This window comes from Clavibacter quasicaliforniensis, from assembly GCF_051201715.1.
GTDB classification, from domain to species: Bacteria; Actinomycetota; Actinomycetes; order Actinomycetales; family Microbacteriaceae; genus Clavibacter; species Clavibacter seminis.
Genome location: NZ_CP139624.1, coordinates 866,009 through 881,690, shown reverse-complemented (window position 1 = coordinate 881,690; position 15,682 = coordinate 866,009). Strand labels below are relative to the sequence as shown.

Below are 15,682 nucleotides of genomic sequence, written 5' to 3'. Positions count from 1 at the left end.
CGTCAGGCGTCGGAGGCGATCGCCGCCACGAAGGCCGCGAGCACCTCGTCGGAGAACAGGACGAAGCGCACCAGCTCGATCCCGTCGCCCGCGCCGTCGGCGAGCGCACCCCGCACAGCGGACACCGCCACGCGCGCCGCGTCGTCGACCGGCCAGCCGTAGACGCCGGCCGAGACCGCGGGGAAGGCGACGCTGCGGATCCCGAGGGTGGCAGCCACCTCGATCGACCGGCGGTAGGCGCTCGCGAGCACCGCGGTGCGGTCGTCGGATGCCGACCAGACCGGGCCGACGGTGTGGATGACCTGGCGCGCGGGCAGGCGGAAGCCGGGCGTCGCGATGGCGTCGCCCGCCGGCAGGCCGTCGGGCAGCTCGTCGGCGCGGATGCGGCGGCAGGCGGCGAGCAGCTCGGGCCCGGCCGCGCGGTGGATCGCGCCGTCCACTCCCCCGCCGCCGAGGAGCGACGAGTTCGCGGCGTTGACGATCGCGTCCACGTCCTGCCGGGTGATGTCGCCGCGCACGGCCTCGAGGAGCGTCATGGATCCAGCCTGGCCCGCATCAGGGCGGGGAGGAGACCCGCGCGGACGACGCTGTCCGACGGGCCGCGACCGGAACCGTTCGGGTGGGCTCCGGGCACATCGGCGGTATTCGGAGCCCGGGGAAGAAGGGATTGGCCGGCCCGCCGTGTCCGCGTCCGGTCGGCGGCCCGGTCGCGCGGAGGCGTCCCGGGGATACTGGAGGGGTCGGTGCCCTCCTGCCGGCGTCGACAGGAGTCTCATGGCCACGTCCGCATCCCGCCCCGCACCCGAGCGCATCGACGGCTACGTCGCGCTCCGCAGCTACGCCGCCATCGGGGACGGGCGCACCGTCGCGCTCATCGCCGAGGACGGGGACATCGACTGGCTGCCGCTGCCGAACCTGCACACGCCGCCCGCGTTCGCCGCGATCCTCGACGCCCCGCACGGCGGCCGGATCACGCTGCGGCCCGACGAGGCGTTCGAGGTGACCCGCGCCTACGTGCCCGGCACCAACGTGCTCACCACCACGTTCACCACGGCGTCCGGCAGCGTGCGCGTGACCGACGCGCTGGTCACGGGCGTCGCCGGTCGGCTGCCGTGGTCGGAGCTCGGGCGGCGGATCGAGGGACTCACGGGCGAGGTGGCCATGAGCTGGCTCGTCGCGCCCGGGACGGCGCTCGGCACGTCGTCGCCGTGGGTGCAGTCGACGCACAACGGGCCCGTCATCCGGGTGGACGGCGTGACGCTCGCGGTCGTCGGCCTCGACCACGGGCCCGCCGAGCCCGGGACGCAGTCGCTGTCCGGCGCGTTCACCGCGAAGGAGGGATCGCGCCACGTCCTCACGATGGTCGGGACCGAGCGGGAGCCCGTGCGGATCCCGAACCCCGAGATCGTGGACGAGGGCATCGACCGCACCATCCGCAACTGGGAGGGCTGGAGCGCCGAGTTCCGCTACGAGGGCGAGTGGGCCGAGGCCGTGCAGCGCAGCGCCCTCGCGCTCAAGCTGCTCGTGCACGCGCCCACCGGATCCATCGCCGCGGCCGCGACGACCTCGCTGCCCGAGCGCATGGGCGGCGGCAAGAACTGGGACTACCGCTTCGCCTGGGTGCGCGACCTCGCGTACACGGTGAACGCGCTCGTGAAGTTCGGGCTCCGGGAGGAGACGCACGCGGCGGTCTCCTGGATGCTCCGCACCATCCGCGACAACGGCCCGGACCTCCACGTCTTCTACTCGCTCGAGGGCGGCGTGCCCGAGGGCAGCTCGAACCCGGAGGTGCCGGGTTGGCGCGGCGTCGGGCCCGTCGTCGACGGCAACGACGCGCAGTCCCAGCTGCAGCTGGGCGTGTTCGGCGACCTGTTCGACGTGGTGCGCACCTACGTCCGCGACGGCAACGTGCTCGACGCCGACACCGGCCGCCTCCTCGCGACCTTCGCCGACCGCACCTGCGACATGTGGCAGAAGCGCGACGCCGGCATGTGGGAGCTCGAGGACGAGCAGCACTACACGACCTCGAAGCTCGGCTGCTGGCAGGCGCTCGACTGCGCCGTCGAGCTCGCCGAGCTCGGCCAGATCCCCGGCGTGCCGGACCGGTGGCGGGCCGAGCGCGACCGGATCCGCACGTGGGTCGAGGAGGAGTGCTGGGACGAGGGTCGCGGCGCCTACGTGATGCACCCGGGCAGCCAGCGGCTCGACGCGAGCATCCTGCTGCACTCGATCTCCGGCTTCGACCGCGGCGAGCGCATGTCCTCCACGCTCGACGCGCTGCGCTCGGAGCTCGGCCGCGGGCCGCTGCTGTACCGCTACTCCGGCATGCCCGAGGAGGAGGGCACGTTCACGGCGTGCGCCTTCTGGCTGGCGGGCGCCTACGCGTGCGTCGGGCGGATGGACGAGGCGCGCGAGCTCATGGACGAGCTGGTCGAGCTCGGCAACGACGTGGGGCTGTACTCCGAGATGATCGACGCCGACGACCACGCGTTCCTCGGGAACCTGCCGCAGGGGCTCAGCCACCTCGCGCTCGTGAGCGCCGCGCTCACGATCGACGAGCTGTCGCACGGGCGGACGCGGTCGACGCGGACGCCGCGCGCGAAGCGGTAGCGCGGGCCGCCCGCGCCGCCCGCGCCGCGGGCTACGCGCGCGGGCGGAGAGGGCCGGCGAACTCCGTGCGGACGCCGCGGGAGAAGAGCACCGAGTCGGGCGCGCGGTCGACGATGCCGGGGAGGCCCGCCGCCGCGACCAGCTCGTCGTCGAGGCCGACCAGCTCGGCGCGCTCCAGGGTCCACGCGTCGTGCGTGTTCGGCCAGTACCGCGTGACGCCGCCGCGGGCCACGTGCATGCCCCAGCGCGCGGTGAGGAAGTCGGCGAGGGGATCCCCCTCCACCTCCTCGCTGAGCGGGCGCACCGAGATGCGCGACGACGGGCGGGTGCCCGTGTGCCGGCGGGACGTGTAGGTGACGACGCCGTCGTGCTCCTCGTGCGTCATCGACGCCCACATGTAGGGCAGGCCGAGGCCCACGCGCGCGCCGATCGTCGGCAGGAGCTTCGCGGCCTCGAGCGAGCGGAAGACCACGCCGCGGCGGCCGTCGTCGCCCACGCTGTAGAGGCGCACGTTGAGCTCGGCGAAGGTCCCGGCCCACGGCACGGCGGGCAGGGGAGGGAAGGCGCTGCGGGACAGGACGAATGGGATGAGGCCGACCCAGCTGGATCCGTCGTGCACGTCGGGGCGCGTGCCCGGCGGGAGGAGCGGGGCGACGAGCGCGGGATCCACGCGCCAGTGCACGAAGGCGAGGTCGCTCCAGACCTGGCGGATGACGGCGCGGCCGGGGAGGTCGGGGGCGGCGGCGGAGACGGGATCCGCGGGGCGGGTCATCGTGCGTGCCCCGGGGTGGAGGCGGGCGCGGCGGTGTCGGCAGGCGACGCGGGCGATGCGTCGGCGGCGGGCGCCGGGCGGCCGGCCGCACGGATCACGTCGATGAGGCCGCGGCGCATCTCCTCCGAGCGGGCGAGCTCGGGGACGACATCCTGCTCGAGCGCCTGCGCGCGCTCCCACGCCTCGGCGCCGGCCTCGGTGCGCGCGACGACGTGGCGGCGGCGGTCGGCGGGATCCGGCGCGCGCGACACGAGCCCCTCCCGCTCCAGCCGCTCCAGCGTGCGCGACATGGTCTGCGTCTCGACGTGCGCGGAGCGGGCGAGCTGGATCTGGCTGAGCGGCCCGTCGCGCAGCAGGTGCAGCGCGATGAGGCCCGCGTGCGTGACCCCGAGGGTCGCGAGCGCCTCCGACCAGGCGTGCTCGACCGCGCGCGCGGCCGTGGACAGCAGCCGACCCGTCGGCCAGCTCGCCAGCTCGTCCTGGGCGGACATCCCTGCTGCCATGCGCGCACCTCCTGCTACAGTGATCGTCAGCAGGCTTACTATCCGCCTGCTGACAATCCCATCGTAGAGGAGCAGGCCGCATGGGCACCGTGAAGGACATCGTCCGGCAGATCGTCGTCATCTCGAGCATGGCGTTCGCCGTCATCGGCTCCGCCTTCGGGTCGGGCGCGTTCAGCGACCAGAGCATCCAGAACGCGTCGAGCGGCGCCCTGAGCGCGAGCTACACGCCCGTCGCGCCGGCCGGTCCCGCGTTCTCGATCTGGAGCGTGATCTACCTCGGCCTCGTCGCGTACACGATCTGGCAGGCGCTCCCCGCGCAGCGCGCCGACGAGCGGCAGCGCCGCGTCGGCTACCCCGTGGCCGTGACCCTCGTGCTCAACGCCGTGTGGATCCTCACGGCGCAGGCCGGGTTCCTCGTGCTCAGCGGCGTCGTGATCGTGGCGCTGCTCGTGACGCTGATGTGGGTCTTCCGCGCGCTCATGGCGACGCGGCCACGGAACGCGGTCGAGGGCGTCGTGCTCGACGGCACGATGGGCCTCTACCTCGGGTGGGTGAGCGTCGCCTCGATCGCGAACATCGCCTCGATCCTCACGGCGTCGGGCTTCCAGCCGGGCACCACCGGGCGCGACGCCTGGGCCATCGTGCTGCTGGCGGTCGCCGGCCTCGTCGGCGCGGTGCTCGCGCTCCGCGACGGCGGGCGGCTCGCGCCCTCCGCGGCGATCGCGTGGGGCCTCGCGTGGGTCGCCGTCGGACGCCTCACGGGCGAGCTGCTGTCGACGCCCGCCGCCGTGGCCGCTGTCGTGGCGGCCGCCGCGGTCGTGGTCGTGACGCTGGTCGCCCGCGCACGTGCCGGGTGGAGCGGGCGGGCCGCCGCTCGTCCCGCGGTCGCCGCCACCCGCTAGCGCCGCGCGCCGGCCGGCCGCGGGTCGGCCGGCGCCCGATCAGCCCGCCGCGGCTGCGCGGTAGGCGGCGTCGGCCGCGTGCTTCGCGTCGACGAGGCGCTGGATCCTGCGGTCGGTGTCCGCGTCCGGCCGCGTGAGCTCGGGGTGCGCGGTCCGCCACGCGACGATGCCGCGGACGGCGAGGTGGAACGGTATGCGCGGCTGGAACGCCGGCACGAGACGGCGGATGCGGGTGGTGTCGAAGACGGCGCTGTGCGACAGGTCGCCGACGACGAGCTCCGACCAGCCCCAGTCTGGCTCGACGACCGGGAACTGCTCGACGGGCACGTGCACCAGCCGCGCCTCGACGCCGAGCGCGTCGGCGACGAGGTGGTGGATCCGGTCCCACGTCATCACGTCGTCGCTCGTGATGTGCAGCGCCTCGCCGACCGCGCGCTCGTCGCCGAGGATGCCGACGAGGCCGACCGCGAAGTCGTCCGCGTGCGTGAGCGTCCAGAGCGACGCGCCGTCGCCGGGGACCACGACCTCGTCGCCGCGCGCGATGCGGTCGACGACCGTCCAGTCGCCCGCGAGCGGCGGGCTCGCCTCGTCGTAGGTGTGCGACGGGCGCACGATCACGACGGGGAAGCCGCTCTCCGCGTGGTGGCGGAGGAAGGCATCCTCCATCGCGATCTTGTCGCGCGCATAGGAGAGGAACGGGTTGGCGCGCAGCGTCGACTCGGTGATGGGCGTCTGGAGCGCGGGCTTGCGGTAGATCGACGCCGAGCTGATGGCGACGAACTGGCGGGTGCGGCCGGCGAAGAGCTCGACGCGGCGGTCGGCGCCCGCGGCGTCGAAGGACAGGAAGTCGACGACCGCGTCGAACGTGCGGTTGCCGATCGCGGCGAGCAGCGCGGCCGGATCCGTCACGTCCGCGACGCGGCTCGTCACCCCCTCGGGCGTGCCGCGGCCCCGGGAGTCGGCGCCGCGGTTGACGACCATGACGTCCATCCCGGCGGCGACGGAGGCCCGGACGCAGGCGGAGCTGATGGTGCCCGTCCCGCCGAGGTAGAGCACGGACAGGGTGGCGGCGCCTGGGGTCACAAGGGTCCTCGTCATCGAAGGGGGCGCCGGTCGGATCCGCGCCCTGCGTGCACGCTACGCCCGCGCCGGGCCCTCCCCACCCGTCGCGGAGGGGGAAAGGTTGCGGGCATCCGGGGCGCGGGTACCGCGACGGGGCGGGGCGGGGCCGCGGCGGCCCTCGGCGGCTAGGAGGGGACGCGGGCGTCGGCGGGCGCCGCGGGCGACTCGGCCGCGAGATCCACGACGGGCGCGGACGCGGGCGCAGCGGGCGCACCAGCGCCCCGGCGGGCCTTCGGCAGCACGCGCGCCAGGTCGAGCACCCCGCGCACGTCGCGGCGCACGGCCGGGACGAGCGCGACCGCGAGCGCGTAGAGCACCGCGGTCGTGCCGACGCCCGCGAGGAGCTGCAGCACGTCGGATCCGGTGTCGACCATGGCGAGGAGCGCGCCGGTCGCGACGCTCACCGAACCCACGACGCCGATGATCCGGAGGGCGCCCATGTAGAGCCGGCGCGTCGGGATCGGGGCCTTGCGCGACAGCCACCACAGCGAGATCGGCCAGCAGATCGCGGGCGCGGCCGCGTACCCGGCGGCGATGCCCACGATGCCGAACGAGGATCCGACGAGGATGCAGCTGACCTTGATCACCGCGCTCAGCAGCGAGAAGCGGAACAGGTCGCCCGTGAGGCCGCGCGACACGTAGACCCAGTAGCCGACGAAGGCGAGGGTGTCGAAGATGCCCGCGATGGCGAGGAGCCGGAGGATCGGCGCGACGCTGTCCCACTGCGGCCCGAGGAAGACCGCGGTGATCGGCACGGCCGTGGCCGCGACGAGGCCGAGGCCCGCGCCGAGCGTGTAGCCGAGGGCGAGCTGGCCGCGCGCGACGTAGTCGGCGAAGCGGCGCTGCTCGTCGGCGAGGCGGGAGAGCACGGGGATGGCGACCGTGGTGAGGGGGCTGCGGATCTGCGCGAGCGGCGTCATCAGCAGCTGGAACGCGCGGTTGTAGATGCCGAGCGACCCGGCGCCGAAGCGGAGGCCGACCAGGAAGGTGTCGATGTTGTTGCTTACGTAGCCGACCATCTGACTTGAGACCATGTTCCAGCCGAAGCGCAGCAGCGGGCCCATCGGCTCCCCGCGGCGCGGGAGGCGCGGGATCCACCGGGCGAAGCCGACCGCGAGCGCCAGCAGCACGAGCGTCTGCGTGAGCTGCTGCGCGACGAGCGCCCAGTAGCCCCAGCCGAGGAGCGCGCCGCCGATCGCGACGAGGAGCGCGACCGCGGGCGCCGTGACGTCGGCCGTCGCGAGCGCGCGGAAGCGGAGGCTGCGGGTGAGGCTCGCGCGGTACTGGGTCGCGAGTCCGTTGAAGACGAAAGTGAGGCTGAGGGCGTGCGCGATGGGGATCAGCTCGTCGTGGCCGAAGACCGCCGCGAGCGGCCAGGCCGCGCAGAAGACGAGGGCGGCGAGCACGAGGCCGATGCCGGCGTTGATCCACCAGAGGTTGTCGCGCTGGGTGCGGCTGAGGTCGCGCGCCTGGATGGCCGCGTTGGAGAGGCCGAAGTCGCGGAAGATCTCGCCGACGCCGATTATCGCGAGCACCATCGCGAGCAGGCCGTAGTCGGTGGGCGTGAGCAGCCGCGCGAGGACGACGACGGACGCGACCTGGATGAGGATCCGCACGAGCTGCGCGCCGATCGTGACGATCGCGCCGCGGGCCGCGCGGGCGCCGAGGCCCTGCGTGGCGGCGGGCGCCGTCTCGGGCGCGGGAGCGGCGGCGGACGCGGGGTCGCCGGGCAGGGCGGAATGCATGGGGCTCCGTCGTCGGGTCGAGGAGGGGTGGCGATCGGGTCGGCCGCGGGTGACGGCCGGATCACCGCGAGCTCGGGTGTCGGGTGGTGGGGTCCGCCGGGTATGCGGGCCCTCGTCGATGTTATCCGCGTGGCCGCGCGGATCCAGCCCCCGAACGCGGGTGGGCCGGCTCAGCCCCGCTCGACGCCGCGGCGGATGCGGAGCGCGCGCCGGTACGCGGACGCGTGCGCCGTGCCCGCCCGGTCCCAGTCGCGGGCGGCGAGGTCGGGCGACGCCGCGCGCGCTCCCGTGCGGACGGCCTCGGTGGCGCGGAGCAGCTCCTCGGGGGTGAGGTCGCCGTCGAACAGGTGGATCCAGCCCGGGCCGACCTCCTCGGCGAGCGCGCGGTTCACGGCGTTGTCGGGGACGAGCACCGGGCGGTCGAGCGAGAGGGCCGCGAGCGCGCCGCCGGAGTTGTGCATGAACCGGTACGGGAGCACGACGAGCTCGGAGGAGGTGACGATGTCGACGAGCTCGGCGTCGGACTGGAAGCGGAGGTCGAGGCGGATCCGGTCGTCGCCGGCGGCGAGCGCGCGGATCGTGCCGGCGAGCTCGTCCGTGGACGGGTTGCCGCCGATGCGCAGCGACAGGTCGGCGCCCGCGTCGCCCGCGCCCCGGAAGGCCGCGACGAGCTGCTCGACGCCCTTGTACCGGCGGACGAGGCCCACGTAGCCGAGGCGGCCGGGCACCGCGTCGGCCCGCGGCTCGTCGCGGAACCAGTCGCGGTAGTGGCCGTGCAGGATCGTGGCGTGCGGCTGGTCCGCGGGGATCTCCGTGATGGGGTTCACGCGCACGCGCAGCGTCGTCATCCGCTCCATGAGCGCGAGCAGCAGCGACTCGCGGCGGCCGATGCCCTGCGGCCGCTCGAGGTTGTGCACGGTGCGGACGATCGGGATCCGCCCGAGCGTCAGCTTCGCGAGGAGCGCGACCGTGAGCGCCTGGCGCACGGCCTTCTTCAGCGGGCTGTGCCCGTCGACGAGGATCTCGGGCCAGTGCACGTGGAACACGTCGTAGCGGCCGAGGAGAGCGGTGCGCCAGCTGAAGTGCAGCGGGCGGACGCCGGGGGTCGCCGCGAGCGCGCGGCCGAGCATCACGATGTACGGGTTCGTCGTGGGGCGCGGCGCCGGCGACGACTGGAGGACGACGAGGTCGCGGCCGGGCGGACGGGAGGGGACGGTCATGGCGCTCCTGGCGGGATGACCGGCGGCGGGACGTCGGGCACGGCCACGGGGTCATCGGTCGAGGAAATAGACTATGCCACCACCCGCCCGCACCCGAGGGCGGCCCCGCCTGCGCTACCCCGCTGGCGCTCCCCGCCGCACGGCCGACCGATGGGACCCGCATGCCCCGCCCCGCCCTCCTCGCCGTCGTGGTCGTCAACTACGGATCCGCCGACCTCGTGCGCGAGAACGTGCTGCCGCTCGTCGAGCGCCTCGACGACGCGGTGCTCGTGGTCGTCGACAACCGCACGACCGACGCGGAGCGGGAGCGCGTGCGGGAGCTCGCGGCGCACCCGTCGACGCGCGTGCACGGCGTCTACCCCGACGGCAACACGGGCTTCGGCACCGGCATGAACATCGGCGTGGACGCGGCCCGCGCGCTCGGCGCGCGCGAGTTCCTGCTGCTCAACCCCGATGCGACCATCGCGCCCGACCAGCTCGTCGTGCTGCGGGGCGTCGTGGCGGCGGATCCGCTCACGCTCGCGGCCCCGACCATCCTCCGGCCGGACGGCAGCACGTGGTTCCGCGGATCCGACCTGTACCTCGCCGACGGCCGGATCCGCTCCGCCGCCCGCCGCGCTCAGCACCCCGGCCAGGCCACCGAGCCGTGGCTCACCGGCGCGTGCCTGCTCGTGACCGACGAGCTGTGGACCCGGGTCGGCGGCTTCTCCGACGACTACTTCCTGTACTGGGAGGACGTGGACCTGTCGCGCAAGGTCGTGGCGGCGGGCGGACGCTTGCGCGTCGTGGAGGAGGCCGTCGCCGTGCACGCGGAGGGCGGCACGCAGAGCGCCGGCCACGAGAGCGCGGGCCAGGCGAAGTCGGGCACGTACTACTACCACAACATCCGGAACCGGCTCCTCTACGGGGCCCGGCACCTCGACGCGGCGGCGCTCCGCCGGTGGCGGCTGCTCACGCCCGTGATCGCGTACGAGGTGCTGCTGCAGGGCGGGCGGCGGCAGTTCGCGCACCCGGTGGCGCCCGTGTCGGCGGCAGTGCGCGGGATCCGCGACGGCTACCGGCTCTCCGGCGGCTGGCGCGCGGTGCCCTCCCCCGCGCCGACGACCGCGACCGCCCGCCCGGTCGCGCCCGCCTCCTCGCTCGTCGTCGCGATCCTCACGTACCGGCGGCCCGACGACATCCGCGCCGTGCTCCCGCTCGTCGCCGCGCAGGCCGCGGAGCTGCGGGAGGCCGCCGCGGCCGACCCCGCGCTCCCCCGAGCCGTGCGGATCGTCGTGGTCGACAACGACCCGGACGGCGGCGCCGGCGCGGCCGTGGAGGACGCGGCCGCGGACTCCCCCGTCCCGATCGCCTACGTGCACGAGCCGACGCCCGGCATCTCCGCCGCCCGCAACCGCGCGCTCGACGCCTCGGCCGACGACGACCTCCTCGTCTTCCTCGACGACGACGAGCGGCCGGATCCGGGCTGGCTCGCGGCCCTGGTCCGCGCCCGGCAGTCCACGGGCAGCGCGGGTGTCGCGGGTCCGGTGCGCAGCGAGTACGAGGTCGAGCCCGACGCATGGGTGCGCGCGGGCGGCTTCTTCGTGCGCCGCCGCCCCGCCACGGGCACGCGCCTCGAGGTCGCCGCGACGAACAACCTCCTGCTCGACCTCCACGCCGTGCGGGCGGCGGACCTGCGCTTCGACGTGGACCTCGGCACGCAGGGCGGCGAGGACACGCTCTTCACCCGGCAGCTCGTCGCGTCCGGCGGGCTCCTCACCTGGTGCGCCGAGGCGGGCGTCGTCGACGTCGTGCCGCGCGCCCGCACCACGCGCCGCTGGGTCGTGCTCCGCGCCTTCAGCAGCGGGAACTCGTGGAGCCTGACCTCGGTCGCGCTCGCGCCCTCCTCCCCGGTCGCGCGCACGCGGATCCGCGCCGGGGCCACCGCGCGCGGGCTCGTGCGGACGCTCGGCGGCACCGGGCGGATCGCCGTGGGCGCCGTCACGGGCAGCGTCGCGCACCGCGCGAAGGGCACCCGCACGCTGGCGCGCGGCGCCGGCATGGTCGCGGGCGCGTTCGGCTGGTCGTACCAGGAGTACGCGCGGCGCGACTGAGCGGATCCGCGCGGCCCGGCCGCCAGCGGCCTCCCCTGGACGGGGGTCTCGTCGGCGCGCGATGCCGGACGTACGATGCGAGGGCAGAAGACCCGGAATCCTGCGTCGGTCGACCACCCATCGCCCGCCCGCCCCGCGCCGCCGACCCGCCCTGGTCGTCGGGCCCGTCTTCCGCCGTACCCGACGAGCGAAGAAGGCCATGCCCGCACCCGAGAGCACCCCGTCCGACCTGCGTCCGCGGCGCGACCGTCGCCGCAGCCGCCGCACCACCGTCGTCGTGATCGGCGCCGCCTCCGTCCTCGCCGTCGCCGCCGTGGTCGGCACGGTCGTCGTGAACGGATCCGGATCCGACGCCCCCGCGGCCGCCGCCGACACGAAGGACTGGTCGGAGGTCGCCCCCACCGCGGGCGCCACCGAGGCCCCGGCCCCGCTCCCCGACGGCGACACCCGGGCGCTCGGCCAGGAGGTGGCGACCACGGTCGGCCTCGACGAGACCGCGACGTTCCCCGGCTCGATCCAGGCCCGCATCGTCTCCGTCACGCCCACGAGCACCGACGGCGGCCGCGTGGGCGAGCTGAGCGGCGACGCGGTCGACGTGCGGCTCGAGCTCGTGAACGTCACGGGCGAGGCGGTCGCGGTCGACTCCGTGGCCGTCAACGTCTTCTACGGCGCCGACCGCACGCCCGCGACGCCCGCCGACTCGGACACCGTGATCCGCGGCTCGCTCGAGCCCGGCGCCTCCACGACCGGGGACTACGTGTTCAGCGTGCCCGCCGCGTCGGCCGACGCGATCAGCGTGGTCGTGGCGCGCGACGCCGGGTCGCCGGTGGTCGTGTTCCAGTAGCGGCGACGCGGCGACGTGTCGGAGCTCGATACTGATGCCATGGCATCACCGCTCGTCTCCGGCATCGCCCACTCCGGTCTCACCGTGGCCGACCTCGACGATGCGTTGGAGCTGTGGTGCTCGGGTCTCGGGTTCGTGCTCGAGCGCACCTTCGCGCTCGACGTGGAGGTCACGGCGGCGACCACCGGCGTCCGTGGCGCCGTGATCCGCGCAGCGACGGTGACGCTCGGCCCCCACCGGGTGGAGCTGCTGCAGTACGACCCGCCCCGGCTGCCCGAGTCCGCCGGCTCGCCCGCGCAGGTCGGCGTGGTGCACATCGCGCTCACGGTCTCCGACCTCGATCGTGTGCTCGAGCTCTGCGCTGGACACGGCTGGCGACCAGTCGGGACACCTCACCGGATGACCGGTGGCGCCCGAGCCGGCACACGCATCATCTACCTCGAAGGTGCCCTCGGTGGATTCCTCGAGCTGATCGCGCCCCCACAGCTCCCGTAGTCCGCGTCGGCCATCGGATCTCGTCTGGTTCTCGATGTCTCGACGACCGATTGCTGCCCGGACGCGTGCCACAGGGGCCCGTACGACGCTCGCTCGCAGCGTCCGGCAAGGGATCCCCCACCGGATGACCGAGGTAGCTCTTGCGCGCGCCACTCTCCATTCAGGGCTTCCGCGAGCCAGCGCTACTGGCAGGGCATGCGACGCGACCAGCCAGATGCCGAATTGCCCTACGGGCTCTTCCTGATCGGAGGGGCCCTCATCGTCCTCCTGTCTCCGTTCATGCTGCTCTCGCAGCACTGGCCGTCGTTCTTCACGGCACCATGGCAGCTCGCGCTGCTGCTCTTCGCCGTCGGAGCGCTACTCGTCGCGTTGGGGCTCGACCTGCGCCACCGAAACGGGCCACCCTTCTAGTCGCCGCCGGACAAGCGTTCGGGGAGGGACCCCCTACCGGTCAGCGCTCACCGGCCGGGCTTCGCGGCCTCGCCGAGCGCCACGGCTCTTCCGAGGAAGCGCTCGGGCTGGTCGGCGTCGGCGTCGGCGTCGGCGTCGGCGAAGCGCACAGGCATCTGGTCAGCAACAGGGATGGAACCCGAGATGCCACGGTCCGTTCGGAACCACACCACGGCCGCTCGCGATCGACCCGCCCCGACGGTGTGCACGGCGACCGCAGCCCGGGCAGGCCACTCAGCCTCTTGGACGGCAGAGACTTCCATCGAAACGCGGGACGAACGCAGCACTGGCATGCCTCATCATGAGCCACGGAGAACAGCGGCCACGTTCCGTTTGAGATGCCTCCCCGGGCACCCTTCGGGCGCGGGCGGTGACCGAGGCGCGGTGCGCCGCTAGGCGTGCACGAGACTGAAGGCATGCTCATCGCGATGGCCGGTCTACCCGGCGCCGGGAAGAGTGCCCTGTCCGGCGAGCTCGCGCGAGTCCTCAGATGTGCGCTGCTGTCCGTCGATCCCGTGGAGGCCGCGATGTGGCGCGCGGGAGTGTCTCGTGAGCAGCCCACCGGGCTCGCTGCGTACGTAGTGGTGGAGGACCTCGCCCGAGAGCAGATGGCGGTCGGGAACGACGTCATCGTCGACGCGGTCAACGACGTGCAGCCAGCACGGCAGCAGTGGCGATCGCTCGCCGATCGACTCGACGTGCCCCTCGCCTTCGTGGAGGTCCTCTGCAGCGACGAGCAAGAACACGAGCGGCGGCTTGCCGCACGCCGACGCGACATCCCCGGCTTCCCCGAGCCCAGCTGGGCCTCCGTCCGCGCGCGCCGTGCCTCATTCGAGGACTGGGAGGAAGCGCGCCTCCGCGTGGATTCCATGCAACCGCGGGCGATCAACCTCGCGATGACGCTCGAGTACCTGACCGACCGTGGTGTGCGCATGCCGTGACCGGCCCGATGTCTTGACCTCGAGCCGCGCATCCATGCGGTGGTCCGGGAAGAGATCCCTCCCCGGAACAGGTCACCCGACTCGCGTAGCGGTCGTGTTCGACTGACCCTTCTGCGACCGCCTGCGTCGTAGAGCGACGGCGACTATCGCGAACAGCGGCGCCATGAGCACGCCGGTCATCATGCCGGCCCACCCATTGAGCGTGGTCGTGTAGTCGATGATCGCGAACACGCCTGCGAGCACCACCCAGACGACAGCCCCGATCGCGAACACTCGGACCTGCTGCGCACGTAAGCGATCGCGATCCTCTGGAGCCATGCTCGACCTTCTCATGAGGACGCAGACAGCCGGAGCGGTCCGGTAGGGCATCCCCCTAGTGGACACGCAGCCAAGGCCATCGTGCGCCTCTCTGCGACCGTGACCACGTCCCCTCACGGCCTCATGAGCCCGGGGTTGTCGTTGCCACGGAACGTGGGATGGTTACGGTGAGCCCATGAGTAACGATGTCCACAACGTACTGGCGGCGTTGTCCACCATCTCGGCTCCATGGCAGCCTCACCGCCTGACGAGCGTCAAGGATTACGACGTGAAGGTCGTCAAGCTCCACGGCGAGTTCGTGTGGCATACGCACCCGGACACGGACGAGCTCTTCCTCGTCCTCAGCGGTGAGCTGACGATTCAGCTCCGCGACCGCGATGTCGTTCTCGGGCCTCAGGACACCTTCGTCGTCCCCAGGGGCGTCGAGCACTGCCCCAAGGCCGTGAACGAGGTCGAGGCGCTGCTGTTCGAGCCGCAGGGAACGGTCAACACCGGCGACGTCGGAGGGGACATGACCTCGGCTCTTCGCGAACTGAGCGGCGATGGCGATGTCGCACGTGCCCGGGCCTGACGGATGCTGATTCGACACCGCGACGAAGAACCGTCGGTTGACCCGGATGCATACGTGGCACCGTCCGCGGTGCTCGTCGGCGACGTCCGGGTATCCGCGGGTGCTCGCGTGCTCCACGGCGCCGTGCTAAGCGGTGAGGACGGCTTCGTGTCCATCGGCGAAGACACCGTGATCATGGAGAACGCCGTCGTGCGCGGTAGAGCCGCTCATCCCGCGGTGGTGGGAACGGCCGTGATGGTTGGACCCCATGCGCACATCAACGGAAGCACCGTCGAGGACGAGGCGTTCATCGCCACTGGCGCATCGCTGTTCCCGGGAAGCTTGATCGGGGCCGGGGCCGAGGTTCGCATCAATGGCGTCGTCCAGGTGAACACCACCGTCGGTCCGGGCATGATCGTTCCGATCGGCTGGGTCGCCGTTGGCTCTCCCGCCCACATCCTGCCGGCGGAACGCCATGACGAGATCTGGGCGATCCAACGGGACCTGGACTTCGGCGGCACCGTGTACGGGGTCGGCAAGGACGTGTCGATGCGTGACCTCATGCGGGGCCAGTCGCGGTTCTACGGGCACCATCGCGAAGACGTCGAGCTCGAGGAGGGCTGAGGGTCACACTCAGCGACGCGCCCGTGGTCCACGCGCATCGAGGTCGACCGTCAGACCTCGTGCCAGGTCTTGGCGACGATCCGGAAGACGCCGTCGACCTTCGCGAGCGTGAGGTGATCCACGAACGTGTGCTCGTGGATCCGCAGCCGCACCTTCGACACCGCCATGTCCGGGGACAGGAAGTCGAGGGAGATCATGCTGTCGTCCCGCGGCTGCCCCACGGATGCAGGCGACTGACGGACGCGGATGACCTCGCGGTACTCGCCCACGGGCATCACGGTCAGAGCTGCGTCCGTGGCGTCGAAGAGGCTCGCCGCCGGGTGGAAGACGCGGTCGAACTTGTCGAGGTCGCATTCGTGCAGCGCCTCGAAGTAGAGCTCCACGGCAGCGGCCACGGCCGGAACGGATGCGAGCGACATCGGGCCTCCTCAATGGACATGGAACGCCCACCCTATCGAGCGGGATGCCCACCCCAGCCAAGGAGCAACGACCA

17 protein-coding genes are annotated in these 15,682 nt (G+C 73.3%); 9 read left to right on the top strand and 8 right to left on the bottom strand.

Annotated features, from left to right (window positions below):
- Window positions 1-2 precede the first annotated feature (2 nt).
- Window positions 3-536: an O-acetyl-ADP-ribose deacetylase gene (locus NL142_RS04305; protein ID WP_435081113.1), complete on the bottom strand. Its 534-nt coding sequence runs from the start codon at window positions 534-536 to the stop codon at window positions 3-5.
- Window positions 537-774: 238 nt separating this feature from the next.
- Between NL142_RS04305 and NL142_RS04300 the strand changes: the two genes are divergently transcribed.
- Window positions 775-2,610 (top strand): glycoside hydrolase family 15 protein, encoded by a 1,836-nt coding sequence (locus NL142_RS04300; RefSeq protein WP_435081111.1) that lies wholly within the window; start codon window positions 775-777, stop codon window positions 2,608-2,610.
- A 31-nt stretch (window positions 2,611-2,641) separates the two neighbouring features.
- Here NL142_RS04300 and NL142_RS04295 read toward each other — a convergent pair whose 3' ends face one another.
- Entirely contained in the window at window positions 2,642-3,382 is a 741-nt protein-coding gene (locus tag NL142_RS04295) for a YqjF family protein (RefSeq protein WP_435081110.1), read from the bottom strand.
- Window positions 3,379-3,885 (bottom strand): MarR family winged helix-turn-helix transcriptional regulator, encoded by a 507-nt coding sequence (locus NL142_RS04290; RefSeq protein ID WP_435081109.1) that lies wholly within the window; start codon window positions 3,883-3,885, stop codon window positions 3,379-3,381. The genes NL142_RS04295 and NL142_RS04290 overlap by 4 nt, the downstream gene beginning before the upstream one ends.
- 80 nt (window positions 3,886-3,965) lie before the next feature.
- Here NL142_RS04290 and NL142_RS04285 point away from each other — a divergent pair, with 80 nt between their 5' ends.
- Window positions 3,966-4,787, top strand: coding sequence for a TspO/MBR family protein (locus NL142_RS04285; RefSeq protein WP_435081108.1), 822 nt, complete (start codon window positions 3,966-3,968; stop codon window positions 4,785-4,787).
- A gap of 39 nt (window positions 4,788-4,826) precedes the next feature.
- Here the strand turns inward: NL142_RS04285 and NL142_RS04280 are convergent, their stop codons facing one another.
- The 3 genes from NL142_RS04280 to NL142_RS04270 form a co-directional block, all read right to left on the bottom strand.
- Window positions 4,827-5,870, bottom strand: a complete 1,044-nt coding sequence (locus NL142_RS04280; protein ID WP_435081107.1) for an NAD-dependent epimerase/dehydratase family protein — start codon at window positions 5,868-5,870, stop codon at window positions 4,827-4,829.
- A gap of 164 nt (window positions 5,871-6,034) precedes the next feature.
- Entirely contained in the window at window positions 6,035-7,654 is a 1,620-nt protein-coding gene (locus NL142_RS04275; protein WP_435081106.1) for a lipopolysaccharide biosynthesis protein, read from the bottom strand.
- A 170-nt stretch (window positions 7,655-7,824) separates the two neighbouring features.
- Window positions 7,825-8,874 (bottom strand): glycosyltransferase family protein, encoded by a 1,050-nt coding sequence (locus tag NL142_RS04270; RefSeq protein ID WP_435081105.1) that lies wholly within the window; start codon window positions 8,872-8,874, stop codon window positions 7,825-7,827.
- A 161-nt stretch (window positions 8,875-9,035) separates the two neighbouring features.
- Here NL142_RS04270 and NL142_RS04265 point away from each other — a divergent pair, with 161 nt between their 5' ends.
- The 5 genes from NL142_RS04265 (at window position 9,036) to NL142_RS04245 (ending at window position 13,697) form a co-directional block, all read left to right on the top strand.
- Window positions 9,036-10,967 carry a glycosyltransferase family 2 protein gene (locus NL142_RS04265; protein ID WP_435081104.1) on the top strand — a complete coding sequence of 644 codons (1,932 nt, stop codon included), beginning with the start codon at window positions 9,036-9,038 and terminating at the stop codon, window positions 10,965-10,967.
- A 199-nt stretch (window positions 10,968-11,166) separates the two neighbouring features.
- Window positions 11,167-11,811 (top strand): hypothetical protein, encoded by a 645-nt coding sequence (locus NL142_RS04260; RefSeq protein ID WP_435081103.1) that lies wholly within the window; start codon window positions 11,167-11,169, stop codon window positions 11,809-11,811.
- A gap of 39 nt (window positions 11,812-11,850) precedes the next feature.
- Window positions 11,851-12,306, top strand: coding sequence for a VOC family protein (locus NL142_RS04255; RefSeq protein WP_435081102.1), 456 nt, complete (start codon window positions 11,851-11,853; stop codon window positions 12,304-12,306).
- 195 nt (window positions 12,307-12,501) lie between these two features.
- Window positions 12,502-12,717 carry a hypothetical protein gene (locus NL142_RS04250; RefSeq protein WP_435081101.1) on the top strand — a complete coding sequence of 72 codons (216 nt, stop codon included), beginning with the start codon at window positions 12,502-12,504 and terminating at the stop codon, window positions 12,715-12,717.
- Between the two features lie 455 nt (window positions 12,718-13,172).
- Window positions 13,173-13,697, top strand: a complete 525-nt coding sequence (locus NL142_RS04245; RefSeq protein WP_435081100.1) for a P-loop nucleotide/nucleoside kinase family protein — start codon at window positions 13,173-13,175, stop codon at window positions 13,695-13,697.
- A gap of 72 nt (window positions 13,698-13,769) precedes the next feature.
- Here NL142_RS04245 and NL142_RS04240 read toward each other — a convergent pair whose 3' ends face one another.
- The gene (locus NL142_RS04240; RefSeq protein WP_435081099.1) at window positions 13,770-14,015 is read right to left on the bottom strand and encodes a hypothetical protein; all 246 of its coding nucleotides are present in this window, start codon (window positions 14,013-14,015) and stop codon (window positions 13,770-13,772) included.
- A gap of 175 nt (window positions 14,016-14,190) precedes the next feature.
- Here NL142_RS04240 and NL142_RS04235 point away from each other — a divergent pair, with 175 nt between their 5' ends.
- Window positions 14,191-14,586, top strand: a complete 396-nt coding sequence (locus tag NL142_RS04235) for a cupin domain-containing protein (RefSeq protein ID WP_435081098.1) — start codon at window positions 14,191-14,193, stop codon at window positions 14,584-14,586.
- 54 nt (window positions 14,587-14,640) lie between these two features.
- Window positions 14,641-15,189, top strand: coding sequence for a gamma carbonic anhydrase family protein (locus tag NL142_RS04230; protein ID WP_258059353.1), 549 nt, complete (start codon window positions 14,641-14,643; stop codon window positions 15,187-15,189).
- Between the two features lie 50 nt (window positions 15,190-15,239).
- Here the strand turns inward: NL142_RS04230 and NL142_RS04225 are convergent, their stop codons facing one another.
- Window positions 15,240-15,608, bottom strand: a complete 369-nt coding sequence (locus NL142_RS04225; protein ID WP_435081097.1) for a nuclear transport factor 2 family protein — start codon at window positions 15,606-15,608, stop codon at window positions 15,240-15,242.
- Window positions 15,609-15,682 lie beyond the last annotated feature (74 nt).

Excerpts from the sequence above, each read along its gene's own strand:
- NL142_RS04290 (WP_435081109.1), bottom strand. The coding sequence starts at position 3,885 with ATGGCAGCAGGGATGTCCGCCCAGGACGAGCTGGCGAGCTGGCCGACG.
- NL142_RS04285 (WP_435081108.1), top strand. The coding sequence starts at position 3,966 with ATGGGCACCGTGAAGGACATCGTCCGGCAGATCGTCGTCATCTCGAGC.
- NL142_RS04235 (WP_435081098.1), top strand. The coding sequence starts at position 14,191 with ATGAGTAACGATGTCCACAACGTACTGGCGGCGTTGTCCACCATCTCG.
- NL142_RS04270 (WP_435081105.1), bottom strand. The coding sequence starts at position 8,874 with ATGACCGTCCCCTCCCGTCCGCCCGGCCGCGACCTCGTCGTCCTCCAG.
- NL142_RS04275 (WP_435081106.1), bottom strand. The coding sequence starts at position 7,654 with ATGCATTCCGCCCTGCCCGGCGACCCCGCGTCCGCCGCCGCTCCCGCG.
- NL142_RS04300 (WP_435081111.1), top strand. The coding sequence starts at position 775 with ATGGCCACGTCCGCATCCCGCCCCGCACCCGAGCGCATCGACGGCTAC.
- NL142_RS04260 (WP_435081103.1), top strand. The coding sequence starts at position 11,167 with ATGCCCGCACCCGAGAGCACCCCGTCCGACCTGCGTCCGCGGCGCGAC.
- NL142_RS04255 (WP_435081102.1), top strand. The coding sequence starts at position 11,851 with ATGGCATCACCGCTCGTCTCCGGCATCGCCCACTCCGGTCTCACCGTG.
- NL142_RS04265 (WP_435081104.1), top strand. The coding sequence starts at position 9,036 with ATGCCCCGCCCCGCCCTCCTCGCCGTCGTGGTCGTCAACTACGGATCC.
- NL142_RS04295 (WP_435081110.1), bottom strand. The coding sequence starts at position 3,382 with ATGACCCGCCCCGCGGATCCCGTCTCCGCCGCCGCCCCCGACCTCCCC.
- NL142_RS04245 (WP_435081100.1), top strand. The coding sequence starts at position 13,173 with ATGCTCATCGCGATGGCCGGTCTACCCGGCGCCGGGAAGAGTGCCCTG.
- NL142_RS04250 (WP_435081101.1), top strand. The coding sequence starts at position 12,502 with ATGCGACGCGACCAGCCAGATGCCGAATTGCCCTACGGGCTCTTCCTG.
- NL142_RS04305 (WP_435081113.1), bottom strand. The coding sequence starts at position 536 with ATGACGCTCCTCGAGGCCGTGCGCGGCGACATCACCCGGCAGGACGTG.
- NL142_RS04240 (WP_435081099.1), bottom strand. The coding sequence starts at position 14,015 with ATGGCTCCAGAGGATCGCGATCGCTTACGTGCGCAGCAGGTCCGAGTG.
- NL142_RS04225 (WP_435081097.1), bottom strand. The coding sequence starts at position 15,608 with ATGTCGCTCGCATCCGTTCCGGCCGTGGCCGCTGCCGTGGAGCTCTAC.